14 protein-coding genes and 1 pseudogene are annotated in these 14502 nt (G+C 72.7%); 8 read left to right on the top strand and 7 right to left on the bottom strand.

Annotation, left to right across the window (positions count from 1 at the left end; genetic code table 11):
* Positions 1-114 precede the first annotated feature (114 nt).
* Both QMF80_RS02965 and QMF80_RS02970 read left to right on the top strand, forming a co-directional pair.
* A complete protein-coding gene (locus tag QMF80_RS02965) occupies positions 115-762 on the top strand; it encodes a mycothiol-dependent nitroreductase Rv2466c family protein (RefSeq protein WP_283449150.1) in 648 nt (215 codons plus the stop codon).
* A gap of 190 nt (positions 763-952) precedes the next feature.
* Positions 953-1351, top strand: coding sequence for a hypothetical protein (locus QMF80_RS02970; RefSeq protein WP_283449152.1), 399 nt, complete (start codon positions 953-955; stop codon positions 1349-1351).
* Here QMF80_RS02970 and QMF80_RS02975 read toward each other — a convergent pair.
* From QMF80_RS02975 to QMF80_RS02985, 3 genes are all read right to left on the bottom strand, one after another.
* Positions 1300-1956: a superoxide dismutase gene (locus QMF80_RS02975; protein WP_283449154.1), complete on the bottom strand. Its 657-nt coding sequence runs from the start codon at positions 1954-1956 to the stop codon at positions 1300-1302. The two genes, QMF80_RS02970 and QMF80_RS02975, sit on opposite strands and share 52 nt — an antisense overlap.
* A gap of 168 nt (positions 1957-2124) precedes the next feature.
* A complete protein-coding gene (locus QMF80_RS02980) occupies positions 2125-3549 on the bottom strand; it encodes an amino acid permease (RefSeq protein ID WP_283449156.1) in 1425 nt (474 codons plus the stop codon).
* 137 nt (positions 3550-3686) lie between these two features.
* Positions 3687-5066, bottom strand: coding sequence for an amino acid permease (locus QMF80_RS02985; RefSeq protein WP_283449158.1), 1380 nt, complete (start codon positions 5064-5066; stop codon positions 3687-3689).
* Between the two features lie 254 nt (positions 5067-5320).
* On the opposite strand from QMF80_RS02985, the gene QMF80_RS02990 reads away from it, so the two are divergent.
* On the top strand, positions 5321-5926 hold the full coding sequence (locus QMF80_RS02990) for a biotin transporter BioY (RefSeq protein WP_283449159.1): 606 nt from the start codon (positions 5321-5323) through the stop codon (positions 5924-5926).
* Between the two features lie 72 nt (positions 5927-5998).
* Here the strand turns inward: QMF80_RS02990 and QMF80_RS02995 are convergent, their stop codons facing one another.
* The gene (locus tag QMF80_RS02995; protein WP_283449160.1) at positions 5999-7435 is read right to left on the bottom strand and encodes an amino acid permease; all 1437 of its coding nucleotides are present in this window, start codon (positions 7433-7435) and stop codon (positions 5999-6001) included.
* A gap of 241 nt (positions 7436-7676) precedes the next feature.
* Between QMF80_RS02995 and QMF80_RS03000 the strand changes: the two genes are divergently transcribed.
* The gene (locus tag QMF80_RS03000; protein WP_283449161.1) at positions 7677-8165 is read left to right on the top strand and encodes a ribose-5-phosphate isomerase; all 489 of its coding nucleotides are present in this window, start codon (positions 7677-7679) and stop codon (positions 8163-8165) included.
* Between the two features lie 60 nt (positions 8166-8225).
* Entirely contained in the window at positions 8226-9041 is an 816-nt protein-coding gene (locus tag QMF80_RS03005) for an Fpg/Nei family DNA glycosylase (RefSeq protein ID WP_283449162.1), read from the top strand.
* 36 nt (positions 9042-9077) lie between these two features.
* Here the strand turns inward: QMF80_RS03005 and QMF80_RS03010 are convergent, their stop codons facing one another.
* Positions 9078-10307, bottom strand: coding sequence for a GNAT family N-acetyltransferase (locus QMF80_RS03010; protein WP_283449163.1), 1230 nt, complete (start codon positions 10305-10307; stop codon positions 9078-9080).
* Positions 10308-10439: 132 nt separating this feature from the next.
* Here QMF80_RS03010 and QMF80_RS03015 point away from each other — a divergent pair, with 132 nt between their 5' ends.
* From QMF80_RS03015 to QMF80_RS03025, 3 genes and pseudogenes are all read left to right on the top strand, one after another.
* A complete protein-coding gene (locus QMF80_RS03015) occupies positions 10440-11567 on the top strand; it encodes a PP2C family protein-serine/threonine phosphatase (RefSeq protein ID WP_283449164.1) in 1128 nt (375 codons plus the stop codon).
* Between the two features lie 236 nt (positions 11568-11803).
* A pseudogene (locus QMF80_RS38210) lies at positions 11804-12086 on the top strand (ATP-binding cassette domain-containing protein); the annotation flags it as partial.
* 165 nt (positions 12087-12251) lie between these two features.
* Entirely contained in the window at positions 12252-13280 is a 1029-nt protein-coding gene (locus QMF80_RS03025) for a hypothetical protein (RefSeq protein ID WP_283449165.1), read from the top strand.
* Between the two features lie 8 nt (positions 13281-13288).
* Here QMF80_RS03025 and QMF80_RS03030 read toward each other — a convergent pair whose 3' ends face one another.
* Entirely contained in the window at positions 13289-13891 is a 603-nt protein-coding gene (locus tag QMF80_RS03030) for an AAA family ATPase (RefSeq protein ID WP_283449166.1), read from the bottom strand.
* Positions 13888-14502, bottom strand: a 615-nt coding sequence (locus tag QMF80_RS03035) for a DUF4232 domain-containing protein (RefSeq protein WP_349372166.1), incomplete at its 5' end; no start/stop codon positions are given. The genes QMF80_RS03030 and QMF80_RS03035, both read right to left, overlap by 4 nt.

Consider the following 14502-nt stretch of genomic DNA (forward strand, 5'->3'; position numbering starts at 1 on the left):
GTTCGAATCCTCCCATGGGGAATGCGGGGGACGGCGGGGCGGTTGCCGTCGGTGTGCGCGCCCCCGGCGCGCCCCCGCTCGTACCCGACGGACCCATCGCCGCAGAGGAGAGTCATGCCCGACACCCAGGTGACCGAGAAGACCCCGGTCGACTTCTGGTTCGACCCGCTCTGCCCCTGGGCCTGGATGACCTCCCGCTGGATGCTGGAAGTCGAGAAGGTCCGTGACATCGAGGTGCGCTGGCACGTCATGAGCCTGTCGGTGCTGAACGAGAACAAGCTCGACGAGATGCCCGAGCGCTACCGCGACCTGCTCGGACCCAAGGGCCTGGAGCCGGTCCGCGTGGTGGTCGCGGCCCAGCAGAAGCACGGCAGCGAGGTCACCGGCAAGCTCTACACGGCCCTCGGCACCCGCTTCCACAACGAGGGCCAGGGCGCGGGCCGCGAGGTCATCGCCGCCGCCCTCGCCGACGTGGGCCTGCCCGCCGAGCTGATCGCGTACGCCGACTCCGACGAGTACGACGAGATCCTGCGCACCTCGCACGCCAACGGCATAGACCGGGTCGGCCAGGAGGTCGGCACCCCGGTCATCTCGGTGCCCGGCGCCGACGGCGAGGACGTGGCCTTCTTCGGCCCGGTCGTCACCCCGGCCCCGCGCGGCGAGGCCGCGGCCCGGCTGTGGGACGGCACCCTGCTGGTCGCCTCGACCCCCGGTTTCTTCGAGATCAAGCGGACCCGGACGGTCGGCCCCGACTTCGCGTAGCCGCGCCGCGGGGGAGCCGGGAAGCCGAGTAGCAGGCGCCCGGTTCCTCCCGTACCGTCCCGATACGGGGACTGAGCAGACGGGCCCGGACGCCACGCTGCCGCTCGGCCGCGAGGGCGGCTGGGCGGCCCCGGGCCTGCCCAACGACAACGCGCCCTTCGGCAGCCTCCCGGCCCGCCCCCGCGACCGGGTGCTGCGCGCGGCGGCCCTCGCGGTGCCCCCGCTGTGGACGGCGCTCGGGGTCCGCCAGGCCGCGGGCACCCTGCGCCACTACCTGCGGGGCGCGGGCCGCCCGTACCGGGTCGACGACCGGGCGCTGCTGGCGGTGCCCGTCGTACGGGCGGAGGTCGACCGGCGGCTCGCGCAATGGCGGGCGGCGGCGCGCGCCCTGGGGGAGCCGCGCGGAACGCAGAAGGCCCCCGCGAGTCATGTCCTCGCGAGGGCCCTCTGGTGTGCACGCCCCCGGGTGAAGGTTGAGAAGACGATCACGAGGCGGGGGCACCCCCCAGCGGTAGCGGGGGAGGCCGGTGGCGCCGATCAGCCCTGGGCGGGGATCAGCAGCGGGGTGTTCGCCTTGGCGTCGGAGTAGCGCTTGGCGACGTCCTGCCAGTTGACGACCTTCCACATCGCCTCGATGAAGTCCACCTTCTGGTTCTTGTACTGCAGGTAGAAGGCGTGCTCCCAGGCGTCGAAGACCAGGACCGGCACCGAGGCCTGGCCCACGTTGCCCTGGTGGTCGTAGACCTGTTCGACGATCAGGCGGCCGCTGATGGGCTCGTACGCGAGCACGCCCCAGCCGGAGCCCTGCGTCGCGGAGGCCGCGAAGGTGAGCTGCTTGCGGAACTTCTGGAACGAACCGAAGGACTCGGTGATGGCGTCCGCGAGGTCGCCCAGCCCGTCCTTCTCGTCCGGGACGCCGCCGCCCTCGTCCGTCTTCGGGTTCGCCATGTTGTGCCAGTAGATGCTGTGCAGGATGTGGCCGGAGAGGTGGAACGCGAGGTTCTTCTCAAGGCCGTTCAGCACGCCCCAGTTCTCCTTGTCGCGCGCCTCCTCCAGCTGCTCCAGCGTGGTGTTGGCGCCCGCGACGTAGGCGGCGTGGTGCTTGTCGTGGTGCAGCTCGATGATCTGCGGGTTGATCACCGGCTCCAGCGCCGCGTAGTCGTAGGGAAGTTCAGGAAGCGTGTAGACGGCCATGCTGGTATCCGGTCCCCTCGGTGTTCTTATTGCCACCCATGTGCAACTGCACGCTAGCAGCATCTATTTCCACAGGCGGCTAAGGGTCGCCTGGCTTGGTGGGGACCTCGGGCACGCGAAAGGCCGGACCCCGTGCGTGCGCACGGGGCCCGGCCTCCGGAAGAGCGGTTACGCCGCCGCGCGCGCCGCAGCCGCGCGCTGGCGGACGTACCCGGTGAGCGCCAGGGCCAGCGCCAGTCCGCCGGTGAACACGACCTGGACGCGGGTGTCCCCGTCCAGGGCCATCAGCACCAGGACCCCGGCCACACCGGCCAGCGCGACCCAGGTCAGGTAGGGGAAGCCCCACATCCTGACGGCCAACTGCTCCGGCGCCTCGCGCTCCAGCCGGCGGCGCAGCACGAACTGGGAGACCGCGATGAAGCCCCAGACCACCAGGATCACTCCGCCGACCATGTTCAGCAGCCAGGCGAACAGCGTCTCGGGGTACCAGTACGACAGCAGCACGGTGAGGAAACCGAAGCCGGAGGAGGCGAGCACCGCGCGGCGCGGGACCCGGTCGGTGAGCTTGCCCAGCGCCTTGGGGCCCTGGCCGCGGGAGATGAGGGAGTAGGCCATCCGGGAGGAGCCGTAGATGTTCGCGTTCATCGCGGACAGGAGGGCGATCAGGATGACCACGTTCATGACCTCGCCCGCTGCGGGGATGCCCAGGTGGTTCAGGGTGGCGGCGTACGGCCCCTGTTCGGTGACGCCGGGTTCGTTCCACGGCAGCAGGGTGACGATGACCAGCATCGAGCCGACGTAGACGACCGCGATCCGCCACATGGTGGTCTTCACGGCCGTGGCCACGCCCTTGGCCGGGTTCTCGGACTCGGCGGCGGCGATGGTCACCGTCTCCAGGCCGCCGTAGGCGACGACCGAGGCCAGCAGCCCGACGAGCAGCCCGTCCACGCCGCCCGGCATGAAACCGCCGTCGTGCAGCAGGTTGGCGGCGCCGGGGGAGGAGGTGCCGGGCAGCACGCCCAGGACGGCCAGCACGCCCAGGCCCAGGAACAGCGCGATGGCGCCGATCTTGAGGGCGGAGAACCAGAACTCGAACTCGCCGAAGTTCGAGACGGCGGCCAGGTTGGAGCCGCAGAACACCGCCATGAAGATCAGTACCCACATCCACGACGGGGTGCCGGGCAGCCATCCGGTCACGATGTGCGCCGCGCCGATGGCCTCGATGGCCACCCCGACGCACAGCAGGATCCAGAACATCCAGCCCGCCGTGAAGCCGGCCCACGGGCCGATCGCGCGCTCGGCGTGCACCGAGAAGGAGCCGGAGGCGGGGTTCGCGGCGGACATCTCGCCGAGCATGCGCATCACGAACATCACGAGCAGGCCGGACGCCGCGTAGGCGAGCACGATCGAGGGCCCGGCCGCCGCGATACCGGCGCCGGAACCGACGAAGAGGCCCGCCCCGATGACGCCGCCGAGGGCGATCATCGAGAGGTGGCGCTGTTTGAGGCCGTTGCCGAGGGGGGACCCGGCGGGTCCGGTCTCCTCCCCGGAGGTCTGCTGCTGTTCGGGAGGTGTGGCGGTGCGCTGGCTCATGGGGGTGCCTGTCCGGTGTGCGGGTGGACGGGGAGAGGTGCACCAGTGTGCCTACTGTCCGTTTATCGGACGAAAGCTGTCCATCATGCGGACAGGTCTGCCGTTCCGAGTCGGCGCGCCGCCGCGGAACCCTCCCCTCAGCCCCGCCGCGCCCGCAGCTCCCGCGCCCACGCCACCAGCAGCACCACGGCCGCCGCGCCGCCCGACCACAGCAGCTGCGGCCGCGCCGAGTCGTCGAACAGCATCAGCACCAGCACCGCCGCCATCCCGGCCAGCGCGGCCCACGTCAGGTACGGGAAGCACCACATCCGCAGGGTCAGCCGCTCCGGCATCTCGCGCTCGATCCGGCGCCGCAGCCTCAGCTGCGAGACCGCGATCAGCGCCCACACGAACAGCAGCACCGCCCCGACCGCGTTCAGCATGTAGAGGAAGACCGTGTCCGGCCACAGCAGGTTCAGCACCACCGAGACGAAGCCGAAGGCCACCGACGCGAAGACCGCGCGCCGCGGCACCCCGCCCGCCGAGACCGTCAGCAGCGAGGTCGGGGCCTCGCCGCGCTCGGCCAGTGAGAACACCATCCGCGAGGAGCCGTAGAGGTTGGCGTTGAGCGCCGACAGCAGCGCCACGAACACCACGATGTTCATGATCTGACCGGCCCCGGGAATGCCGATCGAGTCGAGGACGGCGACGTACGGGCTCCGGCCCGGCTCCATCGAGTCCCACGGCAGCAGGGTCACGATGACGATCATCGAGCCGACGTAGAAGAAGAGGATGCGCCACACCGCGCTGCGCACCGCGCGGGCCACCGAGCGGGCAGGGTCGTCGGACTCGGCGGCGGCGATGGTGACGACCTCGAGGCCACCGAAGGCGAAGATCACCGCGAGCATGCCCGCGATCACCCCGCTGAACCCGGCCGGCGCGAACCCGCCGTGGCCGGTCAGGTTGGCCAGCCCCACCGGATCCGTGTCCGGCAGAACCCCGAAGATCGCCAGCGTGGACAGTACGAGGAACAGCACGATCGCGCTGACCTTGAGCGCGGCGAACCAGAACTCGAACTCGCCGAAGTTCCGTACGGCCGCCAGATTGCTCACGGTGAAGACCACCATGAAGATCAGCACCCAGGCCCACTGGGCGATCCCCGGTACCCAGCCGTTCGCGATCTTCGCCGCGGCGGTCGCCTCCACGGCCAGCACCACGACGAGCAGGAACCAGTAGAGCCAGCCCGCCGAGAACCCGGCCCAGCGGCCCAGCGCCCGCTCCGCGTGCACGGAGAAGGAGCCGGACGCGGGCATCGCGGCGGACATCTCGCCGAGCATCCGCATGACCAGCATGGCGAGGCTGCCCGCGAGCAGGTACGAGAAGACGATCGCCGGACCGGCGATGGTGATGCCCGCGCCGGAGCCGACGAAGAGGCCCGCGCCGATCACGCCGCCGAGGCCCAGCATGGTCAGGTGGCGCTGCTTGAGCCCGTGGCCGAGGGGCTCGGGGGCGAGGTCCGGCAGGGGTGCTTGTGACATCCCCACAGTGTCCCCGAGCGGGGTGTGACGACGCAAAATGGCTGAGTTATGGCCAAAATTCCCGGGTGACCCAGGTCACTCCGCGCGTCGTTCGGGCATCCGGGAGCCCCGTCTTTGTGGACTCCCCACCAAGCAGAGGATCACCGGTTTGTCTCCGCGCGACGCCGAGGGGCCGGGGGTCGCGGGACTAACGTCACCTTGTCCCCCTGTCCCCGCCGCCGTCCCCGCGGCAGAACCGAACCCCCGGAGTCCCGATGAGCACCGCTTCCGCCCCGACCGCCGTCGCCCCCGTCACCGGCTTCCGGCCCGGCGCCGTCCTCGCCGACCTGCTGCCCGCGAGCCGGGTCCGCGAGGTCGCGCTCGTCGTCGGCGGGGCCGCGCTGACCGGCATCGCCGCGCAGATCGCCGTACCGGTCCCCGGCTCCCCGGTCCCGGTCACCGGCCAGACCTTCGCCGCCCTGCTGGTCGGCACCGCCTTCGGGGCCCGCCGCGGCTTCCTCTCCCTCGCGCTCTACGCCCTGGTCGGCATGGCCGGGATGCCGTGGTTCGCGCACGGCACCTCCGGCGCGGGCGGCGCCTCCTTCGGCTACGTGCTGGGCATGCTGCTCGCGGCGACGGTCGTCGGAGCCCTCGCGCGCCGCGGCGCCGACCGGTCGGTGGTCCGCACGGCCCTCACCATGGCGGCGGGCTCCGCGCTGGTCTACGCGGTCGGCGTGCCGTACCTGGCGCTGTCCACCGGGATGTCCGCGAGCGCGGCCGTCGCCGCGGGGCTGACCCCGTTCCTGATCGGGGACGCCCTCAAGGCGGCCCTGGCGATGGGGCTGCTGCCCGCCGCGTGGAAGCTGGCGGACCGCGGCTGACCCGGCCCGACGTACACGGCGGCCCCGGACCATCCCATGGTCCGGGGCCGCCGTGCGTGGGTGTGCGGGTGACTAGGCGCGCGCCGCGTCCCTGCGGCGGAAGAAGTCGAGCGTCGTGCCGATGGCCAGCACCACGCCCGCGACCAGCAGCGAGAGCAGGACCACCTCGCGGTTGGCGTCGTCGAACAGCATGTAGACGAGGACGAAGCTGATCATCGCGGCGGTCAGCCAGGTCAGGTACGGGAAGAACCACATCTTCACCGTCAGCTTCTCCGGCGCCTCGCGCAGCAGGATCGCGCGCATCCGCAGCTGGGTGAAGCAGATCGCCAGCCAGACGAAGAGCGCGATCGCCCCGGAGGAGTTCAGGAGGAAGTTGAAGACCGTGTCCGGGAAGGCGTAGTTGAAGTAGACGGCGGCGAAGCCGAAGACCACCGAGCCCAGGATCGCCGCGGTCGGGACGCCCCTCTTGGAGACCTTCGCGAAGATCTTCGGCGCGTCACCGCGCTCGCCCAGGGAGAACGCCATGCGGGAAGCGGTGTAGAGGCCCGAGTTCAGGCAGGACAGCACGGCCGTCAGGACGATCACGTTCATGATCTGGCCCGCGTGCGCGATGCCGATCGAGTCGAGGGCGGCGACGTACGAGCCCTTCTCGGTGATCGACTTGTCGTTCCACGGCAGCAGCGTCAGCACGATGAAGATCGAGCCGAGGTAGAAGATGCCGATCCGCCAGATCACCGAGTTGGTGGCCTTGGTGACCGCGCGGCGCGGGTCCTCGGACTCACCGGCGGCGAGCGTGACGATCTCGCTGCCCATGAAGGAGAAGACCACCATCAGCACGCCGGTGAGGATCGAGCCGACCCCGTGCGGCATGAACCCCCCGGTGTCGGTCAGGTGCGCGAAGCCCGCGCCCGGGTTGTCCGAGCCGGGGAGCACCCCGAAGACGGCCAGCAGGCCGACGATCACGAAGCCGCCGATGGCGACGACCTTGATGCCCGCGAACCAGAACTCGAACTCGCCGTACGAGGCCACCGAGCCGAGGTTGGTGATCGTCAGCACGACCATCACGATCAGCGCCCAGGCCCACTGCGGGACGGCCGGGACCCAGCCCTCGAGGATCTTCGCGCCCGCGGTGGCCTCCACGGCCAGCACGACGACCCAGAAGAACCAGTAGAGCCAGCCGATGGAGAAACCGGCCCAGCGGCCGAGCGCCCGGTCGGCGTAGGCGGAGAAGGATCCGGAGTTCGGGCTGGCCGCGGCCATCTCGCCCAGCATCCGCATCACGAAGACCACCATCGCGCCGACGAGCGCGTAGGAGACCAGGATGGCGGGACCGGCCTTGGCGATACCGCCGCCGGAGCCGACGAAGAGGCCGGCGCCGATGACGCCGCCAATGGCGATCATGGACAGGTGCCGGTTCTTGAGACCGGCCTTCAGACCGTCGGAGGGCTGGGCGCCACCGGGTTCACCGGTGGGGCCGCCTGACTTCTGAAGGGTCGTCGTGGAGCTCATGGACGAATCCTTAGGTTCTCGGGTTGCGAGCCCCGGCATTCAAACCCGGGATGAACGCAGGGCGGAAGACCTAAATCCGGATCGTTGCCATAGGGCGAACGTCCCGGACCAAGGTCCTGACCGCTTCTACCCCGCCCCAACTGCGTTCTTTGGGTTTACTTGAGCTTTAGAAGTGACTTACGCGACATCTGTCCGGCACCCCTCGCGCGACCGCCCGGACCCTCGTGTCACACTCGTGCCCATGCGCGTCTACCTCGGCTCCGACCATGCCGGCTACGAACTCAAGAACCACCTCGTCGAGTGGCTGAAGGCCCAGGGCCACGATGTCGTCGACTGCGGTCCCCACGTCTACGACGCCCAGGACGACTACCCGCCGTTCTGCCTGCGCGCCGCCGAGCGGACCGCCGCGGACGCGGACGGCCTCGGCATCGTGATCGGCGGCTCCGGCAACGGCGAGGCCATCGCCGCGAACAAGGTCAAGGGCGTTCGCGCCGCGCTGGCCTGGAGCGAGCAGACCGCCGCCCTCGGCCGCGAGCACAACAACGCCAACGTCATCTCCATCGGCGGCCGCATGCACACGGTGGAGGAGTCGACCAAGTTCGTCGAGATCTTCCTGGCGACCCCGTACTCCGACGAGGAGCGCCACACCCGCCGCATCGAGATGCTCTCCGCCTACGAGACCACCGGCGAGCTGCCCCCGATCCCGGCCCACCACCCCCAGCAGGGCTGAGTCACCGCCCGCCGCGGCGCCGTGAGCCCGCGGCGCGCAGTGCCGTAGTGCCGTAGTGCCGTGCCCGAGGGGCATACGATCCACCGCCTCGCCCAGGACCACGAGGAGCGCTTCGCCGGGCGGAGCCTGCGCGTCAGCAGCCCCCAGGGCCGCTTCGCCGAGAGCGCCGCCCTGCTGGACGGCCGCGAACTCGACACCGCCGAGGCCCACGGCAAGCACCTCTTCCTCGGCTTCGACGGCCCCGCCGAGGACTGGGTCCACATCCACCTCGGCCTCTTCGGCAGGTACGGCTTCGGCCCGGTCCCCGCCCCGCCCGCCACGGACACCGTCCGCCTGCGGCTGGTGGGCGCCGAGCAGTACGCCGACCTGCGCGGCCCCACCACCTGCGCGCTGATCACCCCCGACGAGAAGCGGGCGATACACGAACGCCTCGGCCCGGACCCCCTGCGCCCCGCCGACGACCCCGACCGGGCCTGGGCGCGGATCTCCCGCTCCCGGACCACGATCGCCGCCCTCCTCATGGACCAGAAGATCGTGGCGGGCGTCGGCAACGTCTACCGCGCCGAGGTCCTCTTCCGGCACGGCATCGACCCCTACCGGCTCGGCCGGGACCTCACCCGCGCCGAGTGGGACGCGCTGTGGGGCGACCTCGGCGCGCTGATGCGCGAGGGCGTCCGGAACAACCGGATCGACACCGTCCGCCCCGAGCACACCCCTGAGGCCATGGGCCGCCCGCCGCGCGTGGACGACCACGGCGGCGAGGTCTACGTCTACCGGCGCGCCCGTCTGCCCTGCCTGCTCTGCGACACCGAGATCCGCACCGCGGGCCTCGCCGCCCGCAACCTCTTCTGGTGCCCGGGCTGCCAGCTCCGCTGAGGACCGGCGGCCCTCAGCGGAGCCGCCCGGCCCCGCTCAGAAGCCGTGCGGGAGCCAGGGCGCCAGGTCCGAGGTGAAGGCCCGGGACGCCTCCGTCAGCGCCCCCGGGCGCAGTTCGGTGACCCGGCCCGCGCCCGCGAGGGAGGCCAGGGAGACCCCGCCCAGGTAGGCCGAGCCCAGTTCGCGCACCGACAGGGCGAGCTCCGCGGGGTCGCCGGTGCGCGCGCAGGACGCCCCCTTGGCATCGCCGGTCAGCCGCCAACGCCCGGCGTTCCAGGGGCAGAAGTCGTCCTCGACCTCGAAGACCACGTCCACCGGAGCCCCGTACGTCCGTGCCTCCAGCGCCGCCCCGAGGTCCACCAGCCGTACGTGCATCGAGTCGAGGGTCCGCGGCCGCGACCGGCGCACATCGCTGACCAGGTGCAGCAGCGGATCGTCCACGGGCCGCTTGGTCGCCCGTACCGACGAGGTCAGGTCGATCCCGAAGACGTACTCCCACAGGGCCGCGTACGCCGCCGGGTCGAGCGCGTCGAGGTCCTGGACCTCCACCACACCCTCGGCGACGCTCAGGTTCCACTCCGGCCTGACCCGGTAGCGGGCGTACCCCACCGCCTTCCCGTCCCGCTCGGCCAGCACGCACTTCAGCGGGGAGCGGCCCCCGCGCTGCGACGGCGGATCCAGCAGCGCCTGCCGCTCCCAGCCCGGCTGCCGCGCGGTCATCCCGGGCCGACCGGGCACCAGCTCCGCGTACACGGCCTCGCACGCGTCCAGCGCGCGCTCCGGGTCGACCAGCCGCAGCCGGACGCCGTCCGCCCCCGGCGGCCGCTGGAGCCGGACCCGGGCCGTATCGACGTGCAGGGCCAGCGTGTACGCCGCCGGGCCGTAGCCGAACCGCCCGTAGATGGCCGGTTCCGACGCCGTCAGCACGGCGAGCGGCTCACCACCCGCCCGGACATCGTCCAATTGACGGCGCATCAAAGAGGTCAGGACCCCGCGCCGCCGGTGCGTCGGAGCCACTCCCACCATCGTCACCCCCGCCGCGGGCACCAGCGCCCCGCCGGGCACCGAGACCCGGAAACTGAAGGCGCCCGCGGAGCCCACGCAGGCCTCCCCGTCCCACACCCCCAGTGAACGCTCCGTCTCCGTGAGGGACTCGTACAGCGCCCGTTCCTCCGGCGCCTCCGGCACACCCCCGAACGCCAGTTCCAGGTGGTCGAACCAGACGTCCCACTCCTCGGGTCGCAGGACCCGCGTCTCCATAGCCATAAGCCCATGCCTACCAGGGCAATCCATCCCGTGCGAGCGGATTTGGTCCCGAAATCACCATCCGGTCAGGGGGTACCCCTGCGCGCCCACAGCGAGGATGGATAGGGTCCCGAAGCAATGGGCGGAGCACGGATGGAGACCCTCACGGCCCGGCTGCGGAAGGCTTCGCACCGGGTGCGCACCGCGCTGCGCAAATCCGCCGTCGACTACTTCCGCGGCGACGCCTCCGACTGGCTCGCCTTCGGCGGCCTGCTGCTCACCGTCCCCGCCGTCACCTGGGGCACCCTGCTCCTGCCCGTCTGGTTCTCGCCCTCGGCCCTCGTCCTGCCCATCGTCGCGGGCGGCCTGCTGCTGCGCCCCGCCAGCCTGCTCGCCCTCTACGCCGCCTCGGCGACCGCCCTGATCGTCGAGGCGCTGGTGCTCGGCCCGTACACCGAGGGGCCCGCCCGGGTCACCCCCGGCACCATCCTGGTCGTCGCCGCCTGCGGGTTCTTCGGCCTGGTCATCGCCCAGTTCCGCAGCCGCGTCGGCGTGCCCTGGAGACGTGGCGGCACCATGCTCTTCGACCTGCGCGAACGCATCCGGGTCCAGAGCAAGCTGCCCGACCTGCCCCGGGGCTGGCACCGCGAGATGGCCCTGCGCCCGGCGGGCGGCCAGTCCTTCTCCGGCGACTTCGTGGTGGCCGCCCGCACCAACGGCGGCCGCACCCTCGAAGTCGTCCTCACCGACGTCTCCGGCAAGGGCATGGACGCGGGTTCCCGCGCCCTGCTCCTGTCCGGAGCCTTCGGCGGACTGCTCGGCTCCCTGCCCCCGCAGGACTTCCTGCCCGCCGCCAACGGCTACCTGCTGCGCCAGGACTGGGACGAGGGCTTCGCCACCTCCATCCACCTCGTCCTGGACCTGGAGACCGGGGACTACGACCTCCTCTCGGCGGGCCACCTGCCCGCCCTCCAGCTCTCCGCGGGCACCGGCCGCTGGCAGGAGAAGACCGGCGAGGGCCCGCTGCTCGGGGTCTACGACGGCGCCGTCTTCAACGCCGCGCAGGGCAACCTGCGCCGCGGCGACGTCCTGATGCTCTTCACCGACGGGCTCGTCGAAACCGCCGACCGCGACATCAGCGAGGGCATCGACCGGCTCACCGGCGAGGCCGACCGCTACGTCGCCTCCGGCTGGGAGGGCGCGACCTGGCACCTGATCGAGAAGGTCGCCAAGGACGTCAACGACGACCGCGCGCTGCTGCTGATCCGCCGCTCGCTCTGAACGTCGGGCACTTCCTGAAGGCGGCGGGTGGGGTTCACCCCACCCCCGGCAGGCCGGGTTCCGCCATGGCCGCCACCCCACGAAGATCCGTAGCGTCGTCGGTACCAGCAGGACGGCACACACGGAAGGCGGCACATCATGGGCTTCGGGCGCGGCGGGCGACAGCGGGAGCGACAGCAGTCGGCGACGGCGCATCGCGCGGGACCCGTCGGCGGCAGGGAGTACGACACCCAGGGGTGGCCGGCCGGCGCGTACACCGGTACCGCGGCCGGCGGGGCGGGGAACGGCGGGGCGGGGAACGACGGCGCGGAGTACGGCGCCGCCGCCGCGGCCGCCGTCGAACTGCGCGACGTACGCCGTTCCTACGGGCGCGGCCAGGCCACCGTCCACGCGCTGCGCGGCATCGACCTCAGCCTGCCCCGCGGCAGCTTCACCGCCGTGATGGGCCCCTCCGGCTCCGGCAAGTCCACCTTCCTGCGGTGCGCCGCCGGGCTCGACCACCCCAGCTCCGGCTCCGTCACGCCGCGCCGGTGGGTGCGCTCCGGCGGCCGGTGAGCGCGGCCATCCGGGCCGCGATGTCCTGGGCGGTGCTGCGCGGCAGCCCTGGTCGGTGGGTTCACCTGCGCGGGCCTGGCCGCCGGGGGATCCACGGAGGCCGCCGCCACCGCCGGACTCGGCGTCGTCATGCTCTTCATGCTGGCCGTGGCCCTGCTCGGACCGCTCATCGCCCGCGCCTGCGCCGTCGTGATCGGCCTCCCGCTGCGCGCCACCGGCCCGGCGGGCGTGCTCGCCGCCGCGAACTCCCGTACCAACGCCCGCCGTCTGGCCTCCGCCATCACCCCCATCGTGCTGGCCGTCGCCTTCTCCTCCACCCTGGTCTTCCTCCACACCAGCGAGGACCGCGCCACCGGCCACCAGCAGAACGCGGGCATGCTCGCCGACCACGTCGTCACCGCCCCGGGCGGCGGCGGCCTCCCCGCCGACACCGCGGCCCGCGCCGCCGCCCTCCCCGGCGTCACCGCGGCCGTTCCCGTCGGCCACACCTCCGTACTCGCCCTCGTCGGCTCCGGCTCCACCCGCGAACTGCGCTCCGACCCCGCCCAGGTCACCTCCGGCGACCTCACCCCGGTCCAGGACCTCCGCGTACGCGGGGGCTCCCTCGCCGCCCTGCGGCCCGGCACCGTCGCCGTCGACCGGGGCCTCGCCGAAGCCGCCGGAGTGCGCCTCGGCGACCGGATGGACCTGCGGCTCCCCGACGGCTCCCGCGCCACCCCGCAGGTCATCGCCGTCTACAGCCGGGGCCTGGGCTTCGGTGAGATCACCCTCCCGGCCGCCGACCTGGCCGCGCACCGCACCGCGCCCGCCCCCACCGAACTCCTGGTCCGCGGCATTGACCCCGGCCTGTCCGCGCTCGGCGGCCAGGCCGCCGATCCGGCGGGCTGGGCGGGCTGGGCGGGCTCCCAGAGCCTGGACCGGCGGGTCGGTGCCTGGGCCAACAACGTCATGGCCGCCGTCCTCGGCGGGTTCGCCGCCCTCGCCGCCGCCAACACGCTCGCCATGGCCACCCTGGTCCCGATGGCGAAGGCCCTCACCGGCGAGTCCCCGTACATCCCGCCGCTGCTCTACGGCTCCCTCGCGGCCGCCGCCGTGGCCCTCACCCTCGCCGCCACCGCCCTCCCCACCCGCCACGCCCCGCGCCGCAGGACGGCTTAGGGGGCGGGTCAGCCGAAGCGGATGTGCCGTACGCCGACCAGCGCGCGCCGCAGCCGCCCGCGCAGCGGACCGTCCGGGTCCGGGGTCAGCGACAGGCCCGCGCTCGCCGCGATCCGGTCGGCGACCCCGGACACGGGCAGCCGGTCCGTCCACAGGTGCTCCGCGAACTCCGGCGCGCGCAGGGCCGCCAGGGCGCCGTCCAGTCGGGAGACGGCGAAACCCTCGCGCCGCAGACCCCGACCCGGGCCGCGCTCGCGCAGCCGCCGCAGGACGGTCTCCCGCTCGGCCAGCAGGGCGAAGTGCCGTACGTCGTGGCCGCGTTCCCGCAGCCGCCCGACGGTCCCGGCGAAGTAGCGGGGGTCGGTGACGGTCATGGGGACCAGTACCACCCCCGGGTGGCGCGCGGCGGCCAGGTCCAGCACCTCGAACACGCCCTGTCGCCAGGCGGGAAGGTCCTGGAAGTCCCCGCGCAACGCGGGCGGCAGCATCCGGTGCAGACCGAAGCCGACGTGCTCCGGATCGCACACCACGCTTCCCGGCAGCCGCCGCAGCAGTGCGTGGGCGGTCTGCGTCTTCCCGCCGCCGAAGGGCCAGTCGAGCCAGACGATCACGGCGCGCCCGGTGCGCCCGGCGCGGCCTGCGCCACCTGCCAGGGGCCGATGGCCAGCTTCCCGGTGTTGCCGAGGTCGAGGGACTGGGTGAGCCGGAGCCGCACCGGTGCGGCGCCGGGCCGGGCCGTCACGTCGACGTACCAGCCCTCCACGGCGGGAACGTCCACCTCGGTGACCAGGTTCCGCCACAGCAGCGGTACCCGCGCCGAGTCCCCGGGCCGCAGGACCAGCGGCCGCGGGGGCGCGTCCACGGTGGGCACGCCGGTGGTGATCCCGTCCGCGCCGTGCACCACCGATACCCGAACCGGCCGTACGTCCTTGCCCAGCACCTGGATCTCCGGGTAGCCGTCCAGGGGGTACGGCCGCGTGCCGCAGTTGACCAGGGTGAGCCCCCCGGCCCGCAGCCCCATCGCAGCGTCCCCCGGATCCTCGCTCAGCCGTACGCCGCTCTCGGGACACGGATCCCCCGAGGCGCCCGGGGCCGTGCCGGGGGTCGTGCCGGGGGTCTCCGACAGCCCGGCGTCCGACGGGTACGGCAGCCCCCGCACGGGCCGCCCGGTCGGCCCCGGCGCAACCGGTGGCGCCGGTGGCGTGTCGCATCCCACCAGCAC

The sequence above is a fragment of the Streptomyces sp. G-G2 genome, assembly GCF_030063135.1.
GTDB lineage: Bacteria > Actinomycetota > Actinomycetes > Streptomycetales > Streptomycetaceae > Streptomyces.

Bases quoted from the DNA above. Each gene is read 5' to 3' on its own strand.
- QMF80_RS02965 (WP_283449150.1), top strand. From the start codon at position 115: ATGCCCGACACCCAGGTGACCGAGAAGACCCCGGTCGACTTCTGGTTC.
- QMF80_RS02975 (WP_283449154.1), bottom strand. From the start codon at position 1,956: ATGGCCGTCTACACGCTTCCTGAACTTCCCTACGACTACGCGGCGCTG.
- QMF80_RS02980 (WP_283449156.1), bottom strand. From the start codon at position 3,549: ATGAGCCAGCGCACCGCCACACCTCCCGAACAGCAGCAGACCTCCGGG.
- QMF80_RS02985 (WP_283449158.1), bottom strand. From the start codon at position 5,066: ATGTCACAAGCACCCCTGCCGGACCTCGCCCCCGAGCCCCTCGGCCAC.
- QMF80_RS02990 (WP_283449159.1), top strand. From the start codon at position 5,321: ATGAGCACCGCTTCCGCCCCGACCGCCGTCGCCCCCGTCACCGGCTTC.
- QMF80_RS02995 (WP_283449160.1), bottom strand. From the start codon at position 7,435: ATGAGCTCCACGACGACCCTTCAGAAGTCAGGCGGCCCCACCGGTGAA.
- QMF80_RS03000 (WP_283449161.1), top strand. From the start codon at position 7,677: ATGCGCGTCTACCTCGGCTCCGACCATGCCGGCTACGAACTCAAGAAC.
- QMF80_RS03010 (WP_283449163.1), bottom strand. From the start codon at position 10,307: ATGGCTATGGAGACGCGGGTCCTGCGACCCGAGGAGTGGGACGTCTGG.
- QMF80_RS03015 (WP_283449164.1), top strand. From the start codon at position 10,440: ATGGAGACCCTCACGGCCCGGCTGCGGAAGGCTTCGCACCGGGTGCGC.
- QMF80_RS03025 (WP_283449165.1), top strand. From the start codon at position 12,252: ATGCTCTTCATGCTGGCCGTGGCCCTGCTCGGACCGCTCATCGCCCGC.